Annotated in this window: 15 protein-coding genes and 4 riboswitches; of the genes, 7 read left to right on the plus strand and 8 right to left on the minus strand. The window is 49.2% G+C overall.

All coding sequences use genetic code 11. The annotated features are described in order from the left end of the window. Positions 1–11 precede the first annotated feature (11 nt). From AC4PHM_RS12020 to AC4PHM_RS12045, 6 genes are all read left to right on the plus strand, one after another. Positions 12–2681: an SdrD B-like domain-containing protein gene (locus AC4PHM_RS12020; RefSeq protein ID WP_492018000.1), complete on the plus strand. Its 2670-nt coding sequence runs from the start codon at positions 12–14 to the stop codon at positions 2679–2681. Positions 2682–3344: 663 nt separating this feature from the next. Further along, a riboswitch (cyclic di-GMP riboswitch) is annotated at positions 3345–3426 on the plus strand. Positions 3427–3529: 103 nt separating this feature from the next. Continuing rightward, positions 3530–7885 carry a DUF7507 domain-containing protein gene (locus AC4PHM_RS12025; protein ID WP_492018002.1) on the plus strand — a complete coding sequence of 1452 codons (4356 nt, stop codon included), beginning with the start codon at positions 3530–3532 and terminating at the stop codon, positions 7883–7885. 417 nt (positions 7886–8302) lie between these two features. Beyond that, positions 8303–8392, plus strand: a riboswitch (cyclic di-GMP riboswitch). Between the two features lie 95 nt (positions 8393–8487). Continuing rightward, positions 8488–10227 (plus strand): MSCRAMM family protein, encoded by a 1740-nt coding sequence (locus AC4PHM_RS12030; RefSeq protein WP_492018003.1) that lies wholly within the window; start codon positions 8488–8490, stop codon positions 10225–10227. A 453-nt stretch (positions 10228–10680) separates the two neighbouring features. Next, positions 10681–10763, plus strand: a riboswitch (cyclic di-GMP riboswitch). A gap of 150 nt (positions 10764–10913) precedes the next feature. Beyond that, positions 10914–14471 carry a DUF7507 domain-containing protein gene (locus AC4PHM_RS12035; RefSeq protein ID WP_492018004.1) on the plus strand — a complete coding sequence of 1186 codons (3558 nt, stop codon included), beginning with the start codon at positions 10914–10916 and terminating at the stop codon, positions 14469–14471. A gap of 213 nt (positions 14472–14684) precedes the next feature. Continuing rightward, on the plus strand, positions 14685–15425 hold the full coding sequence (locus AC4PHM_RS12040; RefSeq protein WP_492018005.1) for a class D sortase: 741 nt from the start codon (positions 14685–14687) through the stop codon (positions 15423–15425). A gap of 228 nt (positions 15426–15653) precedes the next feature. Beyond that, a riboswitch (cyclic di-GMP riboswitch) is annotated at positions 15654–15729 on the plus strand. A gap of 13 nt (positions 15730–15742) precedes the next feature. After that, entirely contained in the window at positions 15743–16546 is an 804-nt protein-coding gene (locus tag AC4PHM_RS12045) for a transglutaminase-like domain-containing protein (RefSeq protein ID WP_492018006.1), read from the plus strand. A gap of 341 nt (positions 16547–16887) precedes the next feature. Here AC4PHM_RS12045 and AC4PHM_RS12050 read toward each other — a convergent pair whose 3' ends face one another. Further along, positions 16888–17454, minus strand: a complete 567-nt coding sequence (locus tag AC4PHM_RS12050) for a dihydrofolate reductase family protein (RefSeq protein ID WP_492018007.1) — start codon at positions 17452–17454, stop codon at positions 16888–16890. 90 nt (positions 17455–17544) lie between these two features. Between AC4PHM_RS12050 and AC4PHM_RS12055 the strand changes: the two genes are divergently transcribed. After that, positions 17545–18036 (plus strand): YaiI/YqxD family protein, encoded by a 492-nt coding sequence (locus AC4PHM_RS12055; protein ID WP_492018008.1) that lies wholly within the window; start codon positions 17545–17547, stop codon positions 18034–18036. 309 nt (positions 18037–18345) lie between these two features. Here AC4PHM_RS12055 and AC4PHM_RS12060 read toward each other — a convergent pair whose 3' ends face one another. The 7 genes from AC4PHM_RS12060 to AC4PHM_RS12090 form a co-directional block, all read right to left on the minus strand. Next, positions 18346–18963 carry a nitroreductase family protein gene (locus tag AC4PHM_RS12060; protein WP_492018009.1) on the minus strand — a complete coding sequence of 206 codons (618 nt, stop codon included), beginning with the start codon at positions 18961–18963 and terminating at the stop codon, positions 18346–18348. Positions 18964–19035: 72 nt separating this feature from the next. Next, the gene (locus AC4PHM_RS12065; protein ID WP_492018010.1) at positions 19036–19404 is read right to left on the minus strand and encodes a MarR family winged helix-turn-helix transcriptional regulator; all 369 of its coding nucleotides are present in this window, start codon (positions 19402–19404) and stop codon (positions 19036–19038) included. Between the two features lie 315 nt (positions 19405–19719). Then, entirely contained in the window at positions 19720–20133 is a 414-nt protein-coding gene (locus tag AC4PHM_RS12070; protein WP_492018011.1) for a C-GCAxxG-C-C family (seleno)protein, read from the minus strand. A 30-nt stretch (positions 20134–20163) separates the two neighbouring features. Then, positions 20164–21180: a D-cysteine desulfhydrase family protein gene (locus AC4PHM_RS12075; protein WP_492018012.1), complete on the minus strand. Its 1017-nt coding sequence runs from the start codon at positions 21178–21180 to the stop codon at positions 20164–20166. After that, the gene (locus AC4PHM_RS12080) at positions 21177–21716 is read right to left on the minus strand and encodes a hypothetical protein (protein ID WP_492018013.1); all 540 of its coding nucleotides are present in this window, start codon (positions 21714–21716) and stop codon (positions 21177–21179) included. Before AC4PHM_RS12080 ends, AC4PHM_RS12075 begins: the two co-directional genes overlap by 4 nt. Before the next feature lie 426 nt (positions 21717–22142). Next, on the minus strand, positions 22143–23258 hold the full coding sequence (locus tag AC4PHM_RS12085; protein ID WP_492018014.1) for a M20/M25/M40 family metallo-hydrolase: 1116 nt from the start codon (positions 23256–23258) through the stop codon (positions 22143–22145). Positions 23259–23535: 277 nt separating this feature from the next. Next, positions 23536–25119 (minus strand): AbgT family transporter, encoded by a 1584-nt coding sequence (locus tag AC4PHM_RS12090; protein ID WP_492018015.1) that lies wholly within the window; start codon positions 25117–25119, stop codon positions 23536–23538. Positions 25120–25146 lie beyond the last annotated feature (27 nt).

Here is a 25146-nt window from a genome sequence, read left to right on the forward strand (position 1 = left end):
GAGGCGAGACTATGCGCACCACATTGAAAACCGGCATCAGTCTGCTGCTGATCCTGATATTAATTTTAGGAATGTCAGTACCGGTGCTGGCACAAACGTCTTATATTGTAACTGAAATTTTTGGCAATGATCCTAATATGGGTGACATGTGCAAAGGATACAAAATTGATAATGTAAACAATATCAAAATGGGTGAGCTTTTTACCCTGAACGAAGATGACTACCATTTCACTATTACCAAGAAATTAATTGACGGAATAGAATATTTTGATTGGACCTCAAATGTTCCTATCACTCACATCTTCGTTAAAGGTGGTCCATATGGCAATCTTTTCACCTATGATCACCCAGTAATGAGTGGAACAAATTTATATCCTCCATTAAATAAAGCTGGTCAAGAACCTCAAATTAGCCATATCACATTCTATGTCTGCGATGAGGAGGATGACCCTTCCATCGACATCGAAAAATACGTCTCTGTCGATGGCGGCGAAACTTGGCATGATGCCGACAGCCCTACCGGCCCAACCGCTTCTTATCCTGGATCTGTCAAATTCAAAGTCGTTGTCACCAACACCGGCAACGTCGCTCTCACTGACATCGTAGTCACGGATTCAGATTTCACCTTCACCGGTGTTGCTTCTTCACTCGCAGCAGGCGCTGTAGATACCAGCGATATCCTGACTGTTCCATCTATTCTTGGGCAGCACAGTAATACCGCTACTGTCAATGCGGAACACGAAGAAGAAGCTATCACACCAGACTCCGATATGGCGCACTACATCACTTATGAAACCCACAGACCATCCATCGACATCGAAAAATACGTCTCTGTCGATGGCGGCGAAACTTGGCATGATGCCGACAGCCCTACCGGCCCAACCGCTTCTTATCCTGGATCTGTCAAATTCAAAGTCGTTGTCACCAACACCGGCAACGTCGCTCTCACTGACATCGTAGTCACGGATTCAGATTTCACCTTCACCGGTGTTGCTTCTTCACTCGCAGCAGGCGCTGTAGATACCAGCGATATCCTGACTGTTCCATCTATTCTTGGGCAGCACAGTAATACCGCTACTGTCAATGCGGAACACGAAGAAGAAGCTATCACACCAGACTCCGATATGGCGCACTACATCACTTATGAAACCCATCGACCTTCCATCGACATCGAAAAATATGTCTCTGTCGATGGCGGCGAAACTTGGCATGATGCCGACAACCCTACCGGACCAACCGCTTCTTATCCTGGATCTGTCAAATTCAAAGTCGTTGTCACCAACACCGGCAACGTCGCTCTCACTGACATCGTCGTCACGGATTCAGATTTCACCTTCACCGGTGTTGCTTCTTCACTCGCAGCAGGCGCTGTAGATACCAGCGATATCCTGACTGTTCCATCTATTCTTGGGCAGCACAGTAATACCGCTACTGTCAATGCGGAACACGAAGAAGAAGCTATCACACCTGACTCCGATATGGCGCACTACATCACTTATGAAACCCACAGACCATCCATCGACATCGAAAAATACGTCTCTGTCGATGGCGGCGAAACTTGGCATGATGCCGACAACCCTACCGGACCAACCATTCGCCTTCCAGGCACTGTCAGATTCAAAGTCATAGTTACAAACACTGGCAATGTTGACCTCACGAACATTGTCGTCACGGACCCCGACTTTGAATTCACAGGCATTGTGACTTCCCTTGAAGCTGGCGACCAAGACGAAAGCAATGTCATCGCAGTCCCTGCCGAAAGGTATCAACACAGCAACACAGCCACAGTTAACGCGAAGTACAATGAAATGGCCGTCACCCCAGACTCCGACATGGCACACTACTATGGCGATTATGAGCGCCGCGACGACAACGACCCAGACATCTCCATCAAAAAATATGTTTCTGTCGATGGCGGCGAAACCTGGGATGATGCAGAAAACGCCCCAGGCCCTCGTGCTTCCTACCCTGGCACCGTCCAATTCAAAGTTGTCGTTAAAAACACTGGCGACTATCGCTTGACCGACATCGAAGTCAACGATACCGACTTCGACTTCACTGGCGTCGCATCCAGCTTGAATGTTGGCGATTCCGACACCAGCGACATCATCACTGTCTCATCAATCGATGGTCAGCACAGCAATACAGCCGATGTCGAAGGCTTCTACGGGTCACAAAAAGTCACCGACTCCGACATGGCCCACTACTTCACCAAAGATGACGACAATGAAAACGGTAAAATTAAAATCCATAAATTCATGGATGAAAACGAAAATGGCACGCAAGATGTTGGTGAGTTCCATATGCAAAACGTCACTTTCGAGCTCTACAATGCAAATAAATCCGAAATGCTCAGCAGCAAACAAACCGACAACGAAGGCAACCTCACCTTCAGCAACCTTGCATTTGGCACTTACTACCTGAAAGAAATGAGCGAATACGACATCACCACGAGCGGCTTTGATGCCGATGGTTTCATGCAAATCACCGTAAACTCCGAAGCTACCATCACCATGATCGTCGGCAATGACATTGACAGAGAACTTGAGTCAGACAATATTGTCATCGAAGAGCCAGTCCCACTCGCACTCCCTCAAACTGGCGAATTACCACCAACCTCATTCTATATTCTCGGTGCGCTTTTAATGCTCGCCGGGATGTTCCTTAAACGCTTCGAATAAATACTCGCCTCTCTTTAACCAGGTCACCTTATCCGTGGCCTGGTCTTTTTGCGCGTAAGGCTAACAGACGTGCATAAATAAATATGCCCCTGTGCGTCAGAGAGCTTGCTCTCTGACGCACAGGGGCATATTTATTTATATAGGGCGCAGCCCGCGACCAGAGCGCAGCATAGCGGGGCAATAGGCGCCAGCCGCTCTGGGGCACGTCTGTAAGCTTGAGGTCGAACTTTCGCAATAGGGCGCAGCCCTAACCGAAGCGCAGCCTTTAACCCTGCGCAACTGGGTTTGAGGCGGAGCGAGGTGCATGCCTGATAGTGTGAGATGCAAATTCAGTCCCCCTGTGCGTCAGAGAGCTTGCTCTCTGACGCATGGGGGCATATTTATTTATATAGGGCGCAGCCCGCGACCAGAGCGCAGCATAGCGGGGCAATAGACGCCAGTCTCTCTGGGACACATCTGATGATGTGGAAATTGATCATAATGTAAACGATTTTCATTATCATTTAACGCATGAACCATAGATCATTGGGTAACTATCCACTATGAAACCACTTGTACATCTCTAACATCCTCATATCACTACCCTCCCATGTTTAAATGATTATTTATTAACATTTTGGGTAACATAATACTGACAGACCAGCAAAACACAATGAACCAAACCGCATACAAGGGCAAACCTGCCGAAAGGCAGGGGCGCAAAGCCCTGGGCCTAAAGTTAAACTATGGTCGTCCGGCTGCTATGTACAACCACTCTGTTGTCATGGCGGTCTTTTTATTTTTCCAGAACCATTTCCTTCGAGTTCACAACACAGAGATAAACAATGCAAAGGAGCGAGGTGAGTTTTATGAAACGTCCATCAAGATTATTGGCAATGCTGTTAGCGGTGATTCTCATCCTACCAACCATGATGTTTCCATCCATCGCTGCGGGCGGCAGTTATTCCGTAAACTGGGCTGCTGCTGATCCTGCACTCAATAACAAAAGTTACGCACCCACCTATCCGAAATGGGAGCCATCTGACGTTGACTATCCAGTCGTCGGCAGGGAGAATGATCCTTTGCCTGATGCAGTGGCCTACGGCCCGACAAATGCAAGTTCTGACTTTGACGCTGTAGAATCGTTGATGCCTAAGAGTCTTGCACTTGGTCAAATTGTCCCATTTGAAGTCGTCATCTCGGTGTCAGGGAGCACCGCCCCGGAAAATGGCACCATCGTCATTGAACCTTACTGGCTCACTAAGACTACCAATGGCGCTGATTTTGGCTTTGACCCTGACTATGGTGTCATTGGCGCCTTTGTAGATTATGGCGATGTCGGCACCACCGATCCAGGCGGGAACGCGACCGTATCTTCCCTGGAATGGAGTGTCACTAACACCGGAACTAACAACGAACAAATAGTAGGCGAAGTTACTATCACAGGACTGGATGACGGTGATAAGGTCGTCGTTGAACTCTGGGTCGTTCTGAAAAAAGATATCCCAGAAAAAGTCAATGGCAATATCCAAACCGGCATGGGAGATGCTTATACCTCAGATTCATCCCTTGAGGTTATTAACACAGGCAACCAAACCGTTCCTCTTCTCCAAGCCGGTGATTTCTTCACAGAGGATGCCGACCTCTCCATCATAAAATCTGACAGCCCTGATCCGGTTGTCGTCGGCAGCGACCTCTCCTACAGTATTACCGTCACAAACAATTCTCCTGATACCGTCGCGAACAGCATCCTCGTTACAGACACTTTGGACGCCAATGTCACCTTCGTCAGCGCTTCCGACAGTGGCATGCATAGCGCAGGCATTGTCACATGGCCTGAGTTCTCATTGGTTCCAGGTGAATCCAAAGTCCTCACTGTTAATGTCACAGTCGACCCAGAAGCACCTGTCAATAACTTCCCAGGAACTTCTGCCGATGGTCGCGGCGGCATCTCCTCTCCACCCGCAGGCAGCTTCGACCTCCTCAACAAAGTTGAGGTCTCCGCGATTACAGACGATCCTGAAGTCAGCAACAATGTTTATTTCGAACCGACCAACGTGCTGATTCAGGAAAATCCATCCCTCAACATTACAAAAACCGCAGACAAATCCAGCTTTTCACAGGTTGGCGAAGTGATTAATTACACGTTTGAAGTTGAAAATACTGGCAATATACCTCTCACCGGCGTGACAGTCACAGATGCCAAAATTGGCACACTGACTGGTCCAATTCTTGACACAGGAGAAGCTGGCAAACTCGACGTTGGTGAAACCTGGACCTACACCGGTTCCTATACAGTCACTCAAGAGGATATTGATGCCGGTTCCGTCTACAACATCGCTTACGCGGATTCTGACCAAACCGACCGCGACAGCGACGACGAAACAGTCCCTTCTTCACAGGGCCCTGCCCTTGATATCACAAAAACTGCTGCAGAGTCCGACTATGACGCCGTTGGTGATGTCATTCATTACACCATCGAAGTTGAAAACATCGGCAACGTCACGCTCACTGGTGTCACAGTATCTGACCCACTCCTGACCGGCACTTTGTCCGGCCCTACCGGAGACATTGGTCAGCAAGGCAAGCTGGACGTAGGTGAAGTTTGGACCTATACCGGCACTTACACCATAACTCAGGCAGATCTGGAATTTGGCCGTGTCGACAACACCGCTACAGCAGACTCTGACCAAACTGGCCCAGATACTGACAGCGAAACTGTCCCTGCAGTTCAAACTCCAGCTCTCAACATCACAAAAACCGCAGCTGAAGCAAACTTTGACGCGGTTGGAGACGTTATTCACTACACCATCACCGTTGATAACACGGGCAACGTCGCTTTAACCGGCATAGTGGTGTCTGACCCACTTCTTGGTACCCTCACCGGACCTACTGGTGATGCGAACCAGAATGGCAAACTCGACGTCGACGAAACCTGGACCTACACTGGTGCCTACACCGTAGATCAGGACGACCTCGACTTCGGCCGAATTGACAACACCGCCACAGCAGACTCCGACCAAACCGGTCCTGACACGGACAGCGAAACTGTTCCGGCAGTTAAAAATCCAGCACTCAACATCACAAAAACCGCAACTGAAAAGAGCTTCAACGCAGTCGGAAATATCATCCACTACACCATCACCGTGGAGAATACCGGCAATGTGACACTCACTGGTGTGACAGTCAGTGATCCTCTTCTCGGCGAACTCACCGGACCTAGCGGTGACGGCGGACAGATGGGTAAGCTCGACGTTGGCGAAACCTGGACTTACACCGGCACTTACACGATCAAACAAATTGATCTTGATAACGGCAAGGTCGACAACACTGCCACCGCGGATTCTGACCAGACCGGACCTGACACTGACAGTGAAACAGTTCCTGCAGTTCAGACTCCAGCCTTAGCAATTGATAAAACGGTAGCAGAGACTAGCTTCAGCAAGGTCGGCGATGTGCTCCACTATACGATCAAGGTAGAAAATACTGGCAACATTACACTGACGGGCGTGACAGTGGTAGATGCGACCATCGGCACACTCTCTGGTCCTACAAGCAATATGGATACTGATAATTTGCTCGAAGTCGGCGAAATCTGGACCTACACCGGCACTTATACCGTAGATCAGGACGACATTGACTTTGGCAGAGTAGACAATACGGCGTATGCGGACTCCAACGAGACTGACAGAGTCAGCGACAGCGAAACTGTACCGTCTGCACAAGGCCCAGCCCTCAACATCATAAAAACTGCTGCCGATGAGAGCTTCAACGCAGTCGGCGACGTGATTGACTACGTTATCACCGTCGAAAACGTTGGCAACGTGACCTTAACGGGCGTCGTCGTCACAGATCCGCTGCTGGGCGCTTTGACCGGCCCAGTCAGCGACACCGGACAACAAGGCAAGCTGGATGTTGGAGAAACCTGGACGTATAATGGTTCCTACACCGTCAAGCAAGCGGATCTCGATGCCGGCAAAGTCGACAACACCGCTTATGCGGATTCCGACCAAACCGGGCAGGACAGCGACGACGCAACTGTTCCCGCTGATCAGAATCCATCCCTCGACATTATCAAGGACGCGGCTGAAACCAGCTTCGATGCTGTAGGCGACATCATTCACTACACCATCACCGTTGAAAATACCGGCAATATCACTCTGACGGGCATTTCCGTTTCTGACCCGCTGCTCGGCACATTGACCGGTCCTACCGGTGACTCGGATGAAGATGGCAAACTGGACGTTGACGAAATCTGGAGTTACACTGGCTCCTACACCATCAAACTTGCTGACCTCGACCGAGGTTATGTGATGAACACCGCCTATGCGGATTCAGATCAGACCGAAACAGATCAAGACACCGAAACCGTACCTGCTGAGGTTAACACCGGCCTCACTATTGACAAGAAAACCAATGGCCTTGACAACGCTGGCCGAATCCTTGTCGGCAGCACCGTCACTTGGACCTACAAAGTCACCAACACAAGCAACGTTACGCTCACTGACATTGTGGTCAGAGACAATAAATTCAGCAGTCCAATTGGCACAATCTCATCTCTTGCTCCAGGTGCCTCTGAAACACTCAGCAAGACCGGCACAGCGACCCTAGGCGATTACACTAATGAGGGCACCGCAACCTTTACCCCAGTGGAAGGCACACCAATTGTCGCTCGCGACACCAGCAGCTACACTGGCTACCGTGAACGCCGCGATCCTGACCCTGATCCGGACTATGGCGACATCCGTATCTTCAAGTTCCTCGATAGTGATAACGATGGGGAATTTGATGAAACCTCACTGACAGAACTCCCAATGAACGGCATGGAATTCGCGCTCTACGATGCGAATAAAGTGTTCATTGAGTCCCTCGAAACTGGCCTGAACGGCACGCTGACCTTCAGAAATCTCGATTTCGGCACCTATTATCTCAGAGAAATGAATCCTGGCTTCACCATCACCTCCGACAATTTTGGCGCCGATGGTTATAGCGATCCAATCCGCGTCAACTCAACCACCACAGTCTTCGTTGAAGTCGGCAACAGACGCAACGTCGCAACACCTGAACCAATTGTCGATGAAGTTGTCGAAGTCATCGAAGAAATCCCTGAGGCAGAAGTCCCACTCGCCCTCCCAGACACCGGTGAAATCCCACCATTCTTTGCGTATGGCTTTGGATCCTTGCTGATGCTGGCAGGCGCTTATCTGAAACGACGCAGCAGATGATTTTAATTAACCGTTTAAAGTTTCAATTAATAGTGTAATATCTCTCACCTATCGGGCCATCCTACGGATGGCCCACTCTTTCACGAAAGCTGACAGATGTGTATAGAGTGAAGAAGAACAATCCCTTCGGGAGCTTGCTCACGAAAAGGTTGTTCTTTTTCATTTCATATGGAGCGCAGCTCGCAATCTAAGCCGAACTCCGGATCATATCTGACTTCAATGCGAAATGAATTATTACAAAGTCATTACCGTCCACCAACTCAAAACCCGTCCGCGTCCCCCACCCCCCAAAATTCCCCGCCATCCGCCCCACATCCCGCCCCCCGCCCTGTTTCAACCCCCTCGTTTTCGGGTAACATAATACCACAGGAATATCAATACACAAAGAAACCTAAACATCCACCCACAAAACGTTAAACCATATAAAGGCAAACCAAAACGAAAGGCTGGGTCGCAAAGCCAAGGCCTAAGGGCAGGACCTCTGCCGATGGTCGACCGGCTGCTATGTACAGCGTCTCGTTGTCATGGCAGTCTTTTTTTATTCAATTGTACACAACCTAATTCAATAGCTCCCGGTGCCGACCACAAGAGAGGTGAGAAAAATGTCAGGCATCAAAAGAAAAGTAAAGACCCTTGTCAGCCTCATGATGATCCTTGCCATGATCATCACGAGCGTCCCCTCCATGGCAGATGAGACCCACGACTTCCAAGGCACCTTCCAGGTCTTTGCCGGCCAGGATCAACCGATCGGCACCGCCAGCGTCATTGTCGACGACGGCATGCTGACCCTCCATGTCACCATGGATCCCGACTGGCCGGCGGATGAATACAGCCTCTACATCTTGGATGAGGAACCCACCAACCGGCTGAATCCCGGTCATGCGCCATTTAAAAACGAAGACCTGGACAAGGCCACCGACTTCACCATAGGTCCAATCGACCTGGCCCTTCCGGAGCTCGCCCCCGGCCAATGCCTGACGAGGTACTTGGTCCTCCACTTGGTCTCCGGCACCGAAACCGCCTACCCGGGTGACATCATAAAACCGGACAAAGGCCCATGGTACGGCTTTATCACCTTCACCCTCTGCGAACCAAAAACCACCCCGACCGGCTCAATCACTATACAAAAAATCGTTGAAAACTCAGAGGGCGAACCACTCACAACAGACAGCACCCCATTCATCATCACCATCACACATCCAGACAGCACCAAGACTGTTACCCCGGCCATGATCAACGGCAATGGCACCGCCCCACCATTCACCGACCTGTCCCTTGGCACCTACACGATTTCCGAGGCCGCTCCAACCGACTACACCCTTAAAGGCATCACCTCCGGCACACTGACCGCCACCAACGATCTGCAGATCACTATTAGCGAAGATGATCTCGATCACCACGTGACCGTCACCAACCAAAAAGATGCCACGGTTATCACAAAAATCTGGAGCCTCCGCCTCACAAAAAAAGTCGTCGACACCGATAATAAAACCATCAGCACCAACGACACCTTTGAAATTGAGATCAAATACCCGGACAATTCTACACACACCCACGTCTTAAAAGGCGACGGCACTCCCGTCACCTTAAACAACCTTTCTCCTGGTATCTACAAGATCACCGAGGATGCTCCGAAAGGTTACACCCTGAAAAGCATCCAGTCCGGCGACACGACCACCGACGGCGCGCTGACGATTACACTTAGCGAAAGTAATCCGAAAACGACAATCGAGGTCACCGTCACCAACAAGCGTGATCCAGATCCAGACCCACCAGGTGACCCAGATCCACCGTCAAACCCACAGGATAAAAAAGGTGAAATCCGCGTCCACAAGTTCCTGGATACCAATCAGAACAACCTCCAGGACCCTTCCGAGTTCGATATGCAAAACATCACCTTCGAACTCTACGCCGCGGACAAGACCACCCTGCTGCACACCAAGAAGTCCAGCGCCGCGGGCGACCTCACCTTCGCCAACCTGAGGTATGGCACCTACTATCTGCGGGAAGTCAGCGATTACACCATCACTTCCCCATCCTTTTCCGCCGATGGTTTCTCCCCGCCAATCTCCATCAACTCCACTCAGGCCTTGACCTTCAACGTGGGCAACTACAGGGACACTACGACGGAAGACGTTCCGCCGGAGCCTAATCCACCACTGGGTCCGCCTGATGAACCACCTGATACGGAAATCGTTGAGGAAGATCCGCCGCCATTAGGCGCTCCCCCTTGGGAGCCGCCAAATGAACTCCCACCAACCGGTGAAGCACAGATTGGCATGCTCAATCTCCTCGGCACCCTGCTCCTCCTCGCAGGAGCATTCCTGAAATACCAGTATTGAAAAGAAAACCCCAAAACCGGATCGTCCTTGGATGGTCCGGTTTTTGTCTGCCCATTAATCCACCTCTCCAACCTGATTTACCCCCCCTCCTTTCACCCCCTCCCCGCCGATGGTCCTGTAACATCCTCCCAAAATAGTTTCAAAAAGATTTCAAAATATTCTGAACGACCCCAAAATTTTCATTCACAAGGACGAAAGTAGTAAATACCATAGTTTTTCAACTTCATAAGCGTCACAGCACTTTGTTATCAACACAAATTTAAATTTATTATTTTTTATATTTGATGCATGAGATTTTGAGAAAAGGGTATTTAATCAGTGGAACCATTGGAAATGCTTATGTTGGTTAACATAATATAATATCAAACCTTAAATGGCTGAACTAATAAGAAAAATAAGGAGGGGGTTGCACAATAATTTCTGCTGAAAACACAGAATTCATTACTCCGAACCGCATACCAAGGGCAAACCCGTCGAAAGACGGGGACGCAAAGCCAGGAGTCTAAGGGATAGACTACGATCGTCCGGCTGCTATGCACAACGAACCTGTTGCTGTCATGGCAGTCTTTTTGTTTACAGAAATTCAAGAAGACTGACCATTCCACTTCGACCCAATCGGAAATATAGAGAGGAACCATCCAGAGAGAGATTTAAGGCATTTCAAATTATTTAGAGAGGTGAGAGAAATGAGTAAAAAAAGTAGATTTTTGTCAATACTTCTAATTTTACTACTAACTTTACCAACCTTTACAGCGTATCCTTCAACCTGGGCTCTATCTAATTATGATTTAACAACAGATAGACCGATACTTAAACCAGAAACCATTAATAATGCAATATGGGAAATGTTTCAATCAAACGCTGCAGCAGGTAGTGGCACATTTTCTTCATTTTTGCGTACTAATTCAAATAAGAGTATTGAAAAGGGTTATAATAGCGACTTAAGAAAGGTTCAATTTGATGAAGATAACTCTCCACAGTTCAATAGATCTTTTTTGCTCAGTAATGTGCCACTAATTGTATATGAAGAGAAGTTATATAGAGAGTTTCAATTAGATCTTAACGAACCGGGGAGTGGTCCAGAATGGTATATCAGCCTTGATAAGTTTCAAGTTTGGTTGACTGATGTACCAAATATCACGAATTATGACGATGAAGAATATACTTTTACCACAGACGCCAGTATTGTTTATGATCTAGGCGATAACTCAATAAAAATGGACTATAGAGCAAATACAGGTAGTGGTAAAAGAGACTATAGAGTCTTAATACCAGAAACATTGTTTGAAAACAAAGATGGTAAATATGTTGTGCTATTTACAGAGTTTGGAAGACAATTTGCAAACGACTCTGGTTTTGAAGAATGGGGTGTTAGAGTCTTTGAACCGACTCCTGCAATTGATATTGAGAAATTCACTAACGGAGAAGATGCAGACACTACTACTGGACCTATGATACCAGTTGGAGATGTGGTTACATGGACCTACGAAGTGACAAATATAGGTAATGTAACTATTGAAAACATTAAGGTTACTGATGATCAAGGAGTTGAAGTAACTCTTCCAAAAACCTCACTCACACCAGGCGAATCTATGATTGGTATTGCAACAGGTATAGCTACTGCAGGTCAATATGTGAATATCGGTAAGGTAACTGGCGATCCGACTACAGGCAAACAAGTTACCGACTCCGATCCAAGTCACTATTTCGGCATCTACCTTCCTCAAATAGAAATCACTAAAACAGCTTCCCCAACTTCAGTCCCAGAGACTGGAGCTTATGTTGATTTCACATTCCAAGTCACCAACACAGGCGAAAACAAAGTAAAAATCACTACTGTTGTTGATGATAAACTGGGCACAATATATGAATGGGCAACAGGCGCCGATGAAATTTGGCTCGAAAAAGGTGAGTCCCACACATTTATGCTTAATGATCAGCTCATTTCAGGCAACTTCGGCAATGATCACATTAACGTAGTAACCGCTACTGCATACGATGAATATCGCAACTTTGATATTGCGATAGATCAAGAATCTGTTACTTTTGAAGATGTTCTGCCTGACATTTCATTAGAAAAAACTGCTAGCCGTACTAGCGTTCTCGAATCCGGTGAGTATGTTGACTTTACTTTCACAGTGACAAATAATGGAGACGAATCGGTTAAAATCACCTCTGTTAACGATGATAAATTAGGTACAATTTATAGCTGGTCAACAGGTGATGAAGAAATTTGGCTGACGGAAGGTCAATCACACACATTTACTGCAAATAACAAATTAATATTAGGCAGTGCTGGTGCAGATCATATCAACACCGCTACAGCTATTGCCTATGATGATGATGGCAACTATGATACTGCATCTGACACAGCAACAATTCAAATCACGAACACTCCGCCTACCACAGGAGAAATCAAAATAACAAAAAATATCACAGCTATTGAAAATGCTGATCTTTCTAACCTCACTTTTTTGTTCAAGATTAAATTAACCGGCATCTCTGAAGGTGCATCTTATCCAAATGGTCTAACAAAAGATTTTACTGCAGATGATCAAGAGTTAACATGGGATAATCTGCTCCCAGGAAAATATGTGATATCCGAAGAAGATCCAGGATCACGTTGGAATGTATCCTATTCTCAAAATGAAATAACAATTACAGCTGGTGACAGTAAATCAGCTACTGTTACCAACACTTACAACTACATCCCTCCGGTATTGAACCCACAACTTAGCCTCACAAAAACCGGTACTTTCAACTCTGGAAACGACGATTTTGCCGACCCTGGTGAGTTTATTACCTACGTGTTTGAAATCATGAACATAGGTAATGTCACGCTCACTGGAATTACACTAAATGATCCAATGCTTGGCGGTTCAATCACGCTCCCTTTAAGTACACTACAAGTAGGCGAATCTTTAACTGTCACAGCTAAATACGCTGTCACTCAAGCCGACATTGATGCTGGAAAGGTTGATAACACCGCTACAGCGGATTCTATTGAATCTATTTCAGACACTGATAAAGAAACTGTAACCCTTCCTCAAAAACCAGTTCTCGAACTTATCAAATCAGGTACATGGGTTGACGCTAATGAGGACGGAAAAGCTGATCCAGGCGAAATGATCAACTTCAGTTTTACTGTAACAAACAAAGGCAACGTAACACTAACCAATGTTATGGTTTCCGAATTAGTTGAAGGTATCACTGTAATAGGCGGACCTATCAGCCTTGACGTCAACGAGTCAGATGCGACAACATTTACCGCTTCTTACACGTTGAAGCAATCTGATATTGAAAAAGGCAACGTTTACAATAACGCCTCAGCAGATTCATCACAAACTGATCCGGTGACTGATGATGTTACAGTCCCACTTGTGAAACGTGCAGCGTTATCCATTGTAAAAAACGGCACATGGGTTGACTCAAACAACAATGGCTATGCTAATGTAGGTGAACCAATAAACTACACTTTCACAGTAACAAACACAGGAAATGTTAAATTAACTAATGTTCATGTTACTGATCCAAAAGTAACCGTTTCTGGTAACCCAGTTGTGCTTGAAGTTGGTGATGATCCAGTCGTTTTCACTGGTATTTATACACTAACTGAAAATGATCTGAAAGCTAAAGAGGTATACAATGAGGCGACAGCACATTCAGATCAAACAACTGATATAAAAGATGATCACACCATTAGCTTGCGAGTTTACACACCATCAACTACCACAACAACCACAAGTCGCACCCCTGACCCAGGCCGCATCGAAATCTTCAAATTCCTCGATGTAGACAATTCTAAAACTTTCAACACTGGTGACCTTCCATTCTCCAACATCCTCTTCCAACTCTTTGGCGAGGATGACAAACTAGTAGGTACCGCCACCACCAACAGCCAAGGCAACGCAGTCTTCTCGAATCTCGATGAAGGCACCTACTTCATCAAAGAAGTTCGTGGTGATTACACCATTACAACACCAACACTCAACGCAGACGGTATGATCGAAGTAGAAGTCGTACAAGATGAGACCACAGAAGTATCCATCGGCAACTACCGCGAAGTCATCCCTCCACAAGAACCACCTCTCGGCCCTCCACCAGTCATTGAAGAAGTTATCGAAGATAAAGTCCCACAAGGCCCTCCAGCACTTCCTAAAACCGGCGAAATTCCGCCTTACTTCGCTTATGGCTTCGGATCACTTCTGGTTCTTGCAGGACTGTTCATGAAACGCAAGTTTTAACTTTCAGTAAGTTCAACAAGCAATAGAGTGTCCTCAAGGGGCGGCCTGATGAATAACCATCGGCTAAAGCCTTAAGACCATAGACTGAGAAACCTTTCTCAACCTCCCGTCCGGGTCATCTAAATGGTGGCCCGGATATTTTTTTTAAAACAGGGTATCAAATCTATAATTTCAACGTCTAATACGTTATAGTGAAAAAGAGGTGACACCCCCATGAAAAAACTATCGACGCTTCTGATCATCGCAGGCTTGCTGATTATTCTCTATCCTTCCGCGGTCCGCGCTTATGATGACTATCAAATGAATAAGCTGTTGTCCTCCTTTGAGGAGGACATCTCGGCGCTGGAGGAAATTGATGATGCGCAGGTCGTGGATCTCGACTATGCGGATGACTACGAAGCCATGCTCACTGAACAGCGAGAGGCTGCCACAAACGACGGTACCGGGACTGAGGGTCAGACTGAAACTCCAACCGACACTCCTGCTACTGTCGAACCCGCTCCATCCCCTTCCCAACCCGCGGCCACCCAACCGGCACCAAAACCCGTCGTCAAAAAACCTAAGACGGATACCTTTATCAAAATCCCGGCCATTGATCTGCTTATGCCGGTTCTGAAAGGCATGACCAACGACAACCTGCGCTACGCTGCCGCCACTTTTGACAATGGCGTCGTCCCGGGCGGCTCTGGAAACTATTCTCTCGCCGGCCACCGCAGCTATACCTACGGCCGCATGTTCAACCGCCTCAACGAGCTGGCCCCGGGCCACCTGATCGAAATCACCGTGAAACAGGAGACCTTCACCTACCGAGTCACTGAATCCTTCGTTGTCAATCCGGAGGACACCTGGGTGCTGAAGAGCGACAAGAGCAAGAATGAGATTACCCTGGTGACCTGTACCCCAATCCGGACCGCAACTCAGCGCCTGATTATCAAGGGCGAATTAGTCCAGTGAGAAACCACAAGAGGTTTGCCTATGGCAGACCATCGGCAAACCTCTTGAAATGAAACTGGGTGTCTGACACCCGGTTTCGCATCCCATGAAACTCGGTGTCTGACACCCAGTTTCTCCCCTTTATTACAACACCATGACATTTGACGAATATTAATGTACCTACTTGAAATTTTTAGAAAATTGTGCTAGACTGAACTCACAAATTAATAGGTGGGTTAGATTACTTTCCACCGATAAAGGCAAACCAGTCGAAAGGCTGGGACGCAAAGCTAAAGGGCCTGTAAAATGGCAGCCAGCTACCGAAAGGAGAGTTTTTTGTGTTTAAAAAACTTTTGTCTACGATCGTGGCAGCGGCTGTCTTGGCCGCACCGGCAGCTTCCTTTGCCGCTCCATCTGACTGGACTGTAAATAGTGCCAAAGCAGCAGACGGCGTCGTTGAACTTAAAGTCAACGTCAACACGACTGCTAAGTTGAAAGTCCTCGTTCAAAAGGGCGACACCAAGTACTACTATGATGTGCAGTCCCTCGCGGATGAATCCATCCCGCTTCAGATGGGCGACGGCACCTATACCATCGCACTGCTCAAGAACGTTTCAGGCACCAGCTACACCCGTCTTGATGCGACAACCATTGAAGCCAAGGGGATCCAAAGCTTCGAGCCGTATATAACTGCTAACCCAATTGTCGATTTTGCCGCGGATGACAACGTCGTCGCTCTGGCAAAGAAACTGACCCTCACCGCAAAAACAGACGACGAGAAGATCAAAGCGATCTATACCTACGTCACCAAAAACTTCAAATACGACTACAACCGTGCGAAAACGGTCCAAAGCGGCTACGTGCCTGATGTGGACGCGGTCCTCGCAGCGAATGCCGGCATTTGCTACGACTACGCCGCTGTCATGGCTGCCATGCTGAGAAGCGTTGGCGTTCCTGCCAAGGTCAATATGGGCTACAGCAAGCACATCGCGGAATACCACGCTTGGAACGAAGTCTACATAAAGTCCACTGACAAGTGGATCACGCTGGACACCACTTTTGACAGCGCTTACCTCAAAGCAGGCAAAACCGTCAGCATGATCAAGAGCGCGGCTGACTTTACGACACTGAAGAGCTACTAATCTTGTCATCTGGTTGAAGAGAGGCGAGTCTTATACAGAGGGACTGGCGCTGCAGCACCATCGCGACCCCCCAGCAGCAAAAGGCAGCCGTCAGTCCCAGCAATAGCGCCTTCCGGTTGAAGCGCACAACGCACATCAAGCGACACGCAATTCATAACACGCAGCACCCCAATGTGGCAATCTGGATGTTTCCTTTTTATATTTTCGCAGCGCCTGTGAGCGCTGCATTTTTTTTACTCAATATTAAAATTGAAGTTGAATATTGCCTGACATTAAGAGACACTTAACCTAAGAAAGTAAATTCAATGGTTCATTGGAAGTCCAACCCTCCAACGAGGGTCCTATTCCTCAAGTCCGTAGATGAGTTGGACTACCCCGGAAGCATACGCCCTGGATTCAATTAATTTCAAATTCACCCGCTGTTTGATCTCTGCAAATAAAGGTTTTCCTTCGCCCAAAATGACCGGGTGAACGGAAAGTCTAAATTCGTCAACGACACCCAAATTCAACAGTGTTGTGATCATGCTCGATCCGCCATACAGCCAGATGTCTTTGCCTGGTTTAAGCTTCAGTGCGTTAATCTCTTCAAAGATATTGTCGCTTATAAATTTGGCACCCTGATCCGTCCCAGTCTGCGTTTTGGAAAAAACGATTTTCTCCATGCCGAGGATTAAGTCCCAGATTTCTTTATCATCGGCAGAAGCATAGGTATCTGGGATATATTGGCCCCACAAGTCATAGCTTTTTCTGCCATACAGGATCGTGTCTATTCGATTTAGGAAATCCGTGAATTTCATGTCCGGTTCCATGATGCACCAGTCAATTTCTCCATGCTTGCCTTCAATAAATCCGTCTAAGGTCACCGCGAGGTCCAATAGAATTTTTCTCTGCTTTTGGGGATTTGACATTTCAACGCCTCCTAACCTTAATCTTACCCTTTCATTTTACCCTGTTTTCCTGCACTCCATGCTGAACAATTCCAAAATCGAGGTGATCCCATGAAGCTTTGGATCGATGGCGATGCCTGCCCCGTCGTCGACGCGATTGTCCGCGTCGGGAAGGCCAGACAGCTGCCAATCATTCTTGTGAAAAACATCCATCACCACTACGACCGAACCGACCTGGAGATCCAAACGGTTTCAGGAGGCCCGGACAGCGTGGACTTTCATATCATTAACCAGCTCCAGCCCGGGGACGTGGTGATCACCCAGGATACCGGCCTCGCGGCACTGGTCATGGCCAGGAAGGCCTTCGCCATCCACCCCATGGGCCGGGAGTTTACGGAGGATAACATTGATCTCCTCATGGACCGCCGCTTCACTGGCCAGCTGCTCAGACGCAAGCACGGCATTTATCCCAAAGGCCACAAGGCGAAGAAAGCGCCTGAGTCCGTCTTCGAAACCGCTCTGGAGGAGATGCTGGACAGGATTTTGTCTGATTCTGAAAGTAAGTCTGCCGATGGTCACCCAAAGGAACATCCTCATGAGTGACGGCAGGCGTTGGAATGGACGAGGTATGGGTCATTTTGACCACGTGCATAATAAATAATTAAAATAGGCGCTTTGAAGTTAGAATCTGCGGCTTATCGCCCCTATCCCCATAAGGAAGAGACACGTCCTCTATTCACTTTCATGAACAGAGAACGTGTCTTTGTCGTTTTTTGAAGGCAGAAATTGGTGTCAGCGGCCTGCAGTTTATTGACCCCGGTTTGCGGAAGTTGGTGTCAGACACCTACTTCCGCATTGACCGCAAATTCCATGAGTGGTCTGCAGCCCACCAAAGCCTCTTACTCCAAATCTCTACAGAACCGTGACAACCTCGTCATACCCGCGGCGCTTGGCGCGGGCGTGGAGTGTCTTGGACTCATCCCGGTACCCCAGGGAGATGAGGATGGCGGGCTCTTTACCATCGCCTATTTCAAAGGCTTCTTTGACGGCGGCGAAGTCCATGCCGCTCATAGGGTGGGAGTCCACACCGTAGTATTTCGCGGCGTACAGGATGGACATGGCGATCAAGCCAGCGTTGCTTTCGGCAAACTTGATGCTGCGCTCTTCTGTGGAGCCGTAAAGTCTGGCCGCGGCTTCCATGGCGCCTTTGACCTTGGAAGGGTCGCCGCCCGCCGCGTCAATTTTGTCCTGCCAGACCGGGTTTGAAGCCTCGAAGCCCTTACGGTTGCCCACAATAATCAGCGTCACCGGCGCGTCCAGAATCTTTGGCTGTTTATTGGCGGCGGCGTGGAGTTTTGCCTTCGCTTCTTCTGATTTCACCGCGATGATCTCCCAAGGCTGCAGGTTGAATGCCGATGGTGCCAGTACCGCCATATCCACAATATTTTTCAGCGTCGCTTCAGCGAGGGGCTTCTCTTTATCAAAGAAATTTACTGCTCTGCGGCTGTCATAAACTTGATCTAAGGTCATGGTTTTTTCTCCTTTTGGTGTGTAATGACCCCATTAAATTTTTTTGGGGTTAAGGTTCAAATCCTATTTGTCTTATTCTCCGAGTCTGCTGAGTTTTTTCATCAAAGCGATCAGCGTTCGCTTCTCTTCGTCGCTGAGGGCGCTGAAAATCTCGACGATATTTTCAAGGTGAAGTGGAAACATGGCTTCCATTTTTTCCTGCCCTTTTTCTGTCAATGAAATGATGGAAGAACGGGCGTCCTCCGGATCCGGCTGGCGCTGGGCCAAGCCTTCACGTACGAGGTTGTCAATGACGACGGTCATATTGCCGCCGCTGGAAAGGGTCTTTTCAATGATGGCGCGAATGTTCAGCGGGCCTTTGTGATAGAGGATCTCCAAAACGGCGAACTGTGATACCGTCAGGCCACCCTCCTTGATGGTCCGGTATTCTCGCCTGTGCATGGAAGTGGATCCCCTCGACAGTGCCACGAGCGCCCTGAGGCTCAGAGTTTCCTGGGGGCTGTAGGTTCTAGGTTGTTTTTCTTGGTTGTCCATGATTTCATTTTATTACTAATTAGTACAATTGTCAATGGGGTTGTGTGTCAAATTTATTTATAAGAGGAGGCGAAGCCAGCGCACCGGAGCCAGCCCTTCTGAGGGGGCGGTTGGGTGACCATCGGCTAAAATCTCTCTTTTATCTTTGCTGGCTTCCCTCCTATTTAAAAAACCGAAAAGAGGGGGACTCCGCCGCCCCCCTCTTTTCGGTTCTCACACTACTTACACCCTTGGATTCGCTTCAATGATGGCTTCGAGCACCGCTGCGCCTTGAATAATCAAGTCCGTGCAGCCGGCCTGCTCATCTCGGTAGACGGCTTTCAAATCGACGCATTGGGAAGTGACAAAGGTCTCTTTGAACTGACTGACAAAGGCCTTTGAGACCGCCACCATCTGATCGCTGTCGTGGGCGACGTGATTGGTGTAAAGCAGGCCAATCACGGCCAGTCCACCGGTCAGAATGCCGCAGACGTCTTCGGTCAGCAGGCCGCCGCTGAAGGGAGCCATAACTCTGAGTACCTCTGGCGGCAAATTGAGATCGTAGGCCTTGTTGGCTGCTGCCACCATGGTCTCCGAGCAGCTGTAGTCATAGTTGGATTTATCTCTGAAGTGCCGGACGGCGTCGATGTAGGTCATTAGTCACTTGCCTCGCTTTCAGTAGTTTGGTTATTTTTTGTTTCCCACTCCCAGAAACCATTCCTGATGCTCGAATAGTGCCGGCGAACCACCGGTATGGATAAACAAGACTTTGTCCTCTGGTTTGAAGAAGCCGCTTCGTATCAGTGAGATGAGTCCTGCGAAGGCCTTGCCGGTGTAGGTGGGATCCAGAAGGATGCCTTCCTTTTCAGCGAGGAGCTTGACGGCTTCTATCATTTCATCTGTGGGAAGGGCGTAACCGGGACCGAGACCATCGTCAAAGCACTTGACGTCTTCCTGAGAGGCGCCGCGGCCAACCTGATAAACCCCAGCGATTTCTTGAACCAGCCTCCAGATCCGCGGTTCTTGAGTCACTTTCTTCATGAGGACGTTCATCCCCAGGACTTTCGCTCTGCTTCCGGTCTCTCGCAGCCCGGCGATTAAACCTGCTGCGGTGCCGCCGCTGCCAACCGGCACAACAATATAGTCGAATTCTTCTTTGCTTGAAATTTCATGTGCGGCAATCTCCAGGGCGCAGTCCACATAGCCCAGACAGCCCAAGACGCTGGAGCCGCCAAGGGTGATGGCGTAAGGCTCAAGGCCCGCTTCCGCGCAGGCAGAAACCTCTTCATCCAGAGCGTGAAAAAGGTCTGTATCTTTAGGCTTCAGGATTAGTTTGTCTGCCCCCATCAAGCGGTCGAGAAACAGATTGCCGCTGGCCTCTTCATTCGAGCGGCTGTGGCCGGTGGGGTCAGAAAGTACCAAGTGGCATTTCAGTCCTTCTTTCCTCGCCGCTGCCAAGGTTAAACGGGCATGGTTGGATTGGTAAGCCCCGCAGGTCACGAGGGTCTTTGCGCCTTTTAGCATAGCATCAGCGACGAGATATTCCAGTTTTCTGGATTTGTTGCCGCCGCCGGCGAGCAGAGAAAGGTCGTCCCTTTTTATGTAGAGCTGAGGTCCGCCGAGGACCTCCGATGTTCTTTTCAACGCTTCAATAGGGGTTGTACCCTGCATATATTTTCTCTTAATTGGTTTTTTGAAAGTCACTTCTCCGTGCCTCCTTCAGGTGGCTCCAGCATCAGGCTGACTGCTTCTGTTTTGCCGCTGGCGGCGTCATAATACAGCCTGAGAACGAGGTCCACATATTCATAATCCTTATACCCTGAACCCGGGTGATTGTCAACGACCTTTTCAAAGGCATCCCCGAAGGCCTGCTCACTGTCGCCAATCCTGGCGCCATTGAAGTCGACGTCTTTGGACAAAATCATGACATGTACCGCACGACCATTAACCTCATCAAACCAGATTCTTATGCCTGAGTGCTTAAACTCTATGCCTGAGTCATTGATGTCTTCTGGCGTTTCATCAAACATAGCCTCAATCCTCGACTGCTTCAGGCCAATCAACACCCTGTATTTGTCAACATTCTCTGACATGGAAGAAAAAAGCGCAGCGGTTTCACTTGCCGGCTGGGGCGCAGGTGCATTGGTCTCCGGCACTTCCGAGGCACAGGCAGATACGATCACAGCTGACAAGACCGCTGCAATTACAAGTTTTAATCCACCCTTCAACTCAGGACTCATACCAGCACCACCTGTCAGAAAAAACTAAAACCGTCGCTTTTTTGTCTTCAATATATACCCAATACCCCGATCCAATTACCCCCTCAATTGGTATGAATGATGCAAAATCGCATAAATAATTGCAAAAAGACCGCTGCTGTAAATGAGAATAGGGACAGGTACAAAGTTTCTTATTGTACCTGTCCCCCTATTTATGTCGGTGTCTGACACCAAGTTCATCTCAGTGCCTGTTAATGAGAATGGGGACAGGTACAAAGTTTCTTTTTGTACTTGTCACCATATTTATGTCGGTGTCTGACACCGAGTTTGACTCAGTACCTGTCACCGAGTTCATCTCAGTACCTGTCACCAAGTTCATTTCAGTACCTGTCACCGAGTTCATCTCAGTGCCAGAGCTTCAAACAATTCACTACAATTCCAGTTGATCTACTTCACCGACTGTACAATCCCAAGCACTAATCTCGCCGTATTGACCAGATCTTCAATGCACAGATGCTCTTCCAGGGTATGAGGCTTGCGCTCGCCAATACCCAGATTGACCGCTTTGATGCCGTTGGCATTGAACACATTGGTGTCGCTGCCGCCGCCGGTGGAGCCCGTGAATGCCTTCAACCCTATCATGCTGCAAGCTTCCCGAACAATTTCAACGACCTCATCGTTTTCAGAAATCACAAACGGGTCGTACATGCGCTCGACCTCAACCTCAGCGACAGCCCCAAATTTCTCCGCCGCGCGCTTAAAGCAATCCACCATATGCTGAGACTGGGCCGCCAACTTTTCCTTGCTGAGGCTTCGCGCCTCCGCCTTGATCAGGACCTCCGGGCAGACAATATTCGTGGCGACGCCGCCTTCAATATTGCCAATATTGGCCGTGGTCTCCTCGTCAATGCGAAGAAGCTTCATCTCATTGATGGCCGCCGCCGCCACCTGAATGGCGCTGATGCCCTCTTCCGGGCTGACACCGGCGTGGGCAGGCTTGCCAATAATCTTCGCCGTGATTTTATCCTGCGCCGGTCCCTGAATGATGATCTGCCCCGGGTCTCCGCCGCTGTCCAGTACAAAGCCAATCTTGGAATTCAGCTTCGAATAATCCAGATACTTCGCCCCAAAGAGGCCGCCTTCCTCATAAATGCTGAAGGACACCTCAATGTCGCCGTGAGCCACACCCTCTTCCTTGAGAACGCGCACCGCTTCAATCACCGCCGCGATCCCGGCTTTGTTGTCGCCGCCGAGAATGGTCGTGCCATCGCTGAAAATGACCCCGTCCCGAATGACCGGCTTGATGCCCACGCCCGGCGACACCGTATCCATATGGCAGCTGAACAGTACCGGTTGCACCGGCCTCACGCCTTTTAAAACACCAATGACGTTGCCCGTATCCGACCCGGCCTTTTCGCCGGCATCATCCACAGTGACCTCGAAGCCCAGGCCTCTGAGCTCCTCCGCGATAAACGCCGCGAATTGCCCCTCACTTTTGGTCGGGCTGTCAATTCTAACATAGTCCAAAAAAGCATTGACGATACGATCCTGATTGATCCCCACTGGATTGCCTCCTTCTGCATGCTTCAAAGGGAAGGCGGTGCCTGACACCGACTTCCGCTTCCGCTGATTCCAAATGGAAAATGGCGCGAAGCCCATTTTCCTTCCTTGTTCTTTGATCTTATCCTAACTCTTTTTCCATTATACAAAAACTCACCAATGATTACCATTGGCGAGGTTTGGGTGGGGTGACCATCGGCAGAGACATCTTTTAAGCCTTTAAAGGCCTTTAAAAACTCTTAAACCCTTTGCCGATGGTCATTCTTCCCAACAACTAATTCTACTTCATGAAGATAAACGCGTCCGGACCAATTGGCCAGCCTGCGACGTACCAGACGATCATAAGCACCGTCCAGAAGAAGAGGAACGCCAGTGAATACGGGAGCATGGTGGAGATGATGGTGCCAATGCCCATTTTCTTGTCATACTTCTCCGCGAAAGCGACAATGACTGCGAAGTAGGACATCAAAGGCGAGATGATGTTGGTGGAAGAGTCTCCGATTCGGTACGCGACCTGGGTGAACTCAGGCGTGAAGCCGAGGGCCATGAACATCGGGACAAAGACCGGCGCCATGATGGCCCACTTCGCTGATGCGGAGCCAATGAACAGGTTGATGAACGCGGACACCAGGATGAAGCCCAGGATCAGCGGAAGGCCGACCATGCCGGTGGACTCGAGGAACGCCGCGCCTTTGACGGCGAGGATGGTGCCGAGGTTGGTGTAGCTGAAGTAAGCGACGAACTGCGCCGCGACGAAAGCCAGGACCAAGTAGCCGCCCATGGTGCTCATCGCTTTGCCCATGGCGTGGGCGACGTCTTTGTCATTTTTGATGGACTTTGCGCCGAGGCCGTACGCGAGACCCGGCAGGAAGAAGAAGAGGGCGATAACCAGGACGATGCTGTTCATGAACGGCGAGTGTCCGAGGATTTCGCCAGTAGTCTGGTCCCGGAGGATGCCCGTCGCTGGCGCGATCATGGCTGCCATGCCGGCGATGAAGAGCACCATAGCGATGCCTGCGAAGCGGAGGCCGCGTTTTTCGTCATCGTTGATGTCGTGGAGGTCGGCTTTTTCGCTGCCTTTGTAGTCACCGAGGCGCGGCTCGACAATGCGCTCGGTGACCCAGGCGCCTACGAGCATGATGACAAAGGTGGAGACGATCATAAAGTACCAGTTTGCAGTGGCTGAAACGGTGTAGGTCGGGTCGAGGAGCTTCGCCGCTTCGGTGCTGATGCCGCCGAGAAGCGGGTCAATGGTGCCGATGAGAAGATTGGCGCTGAAACCACCGGAAACGCCGGCGAACGCTGCCGCAAGACCTGCCAGCGGATGGCGGCCAAAGCTGAGGAAGACGATTGCGCCGAGCGGAACGAGGACAACATAGCCCGCGTCTGAAGCGACGTTGGACATGACGCCCGCGAAGACGACGACTAAGGTGATCAGACGCTTAGGGGTGCTGATGACGAGCTTGCGGAGGAGCGCCTGGATCAGGCCCGTGCCCTCTGCGACGCCGACGCCCAGCATGGCGACGAGCACTGTGCCCAGGGGCGCGAAGCCCGTGAAGTTTTTCACCGCGCTCTCGAACATGAACCGGATGCCGTCCGGGCTGAGCAGGCTGACTGCGGTGACGGTGGTCAGAGCGGATTCAAAAGTCTTGTTGTCGATTTTCATGAATTCGACTGAGATGCCCGCGTTTGCTGCCAGTGATGATGCCACGACGACCAATGCGCTAAAAATCAGAAAAATGGTGACAGGGTGTGGAAGTTTGTTGCCAATGACTTCGACAACATCGAGAAACTTCATAAAAAGTCCCTTTTTGTTGTTGTCTTGTGATTTCGATTTTTGTTTCATACTAAGTTCTGCGCTCATGATTGCCTCCTATGATTTTAATGAGGT

It is taken from the genome of Acidaminobacter sp. QWL-03, from assembly GCF_058683855.1.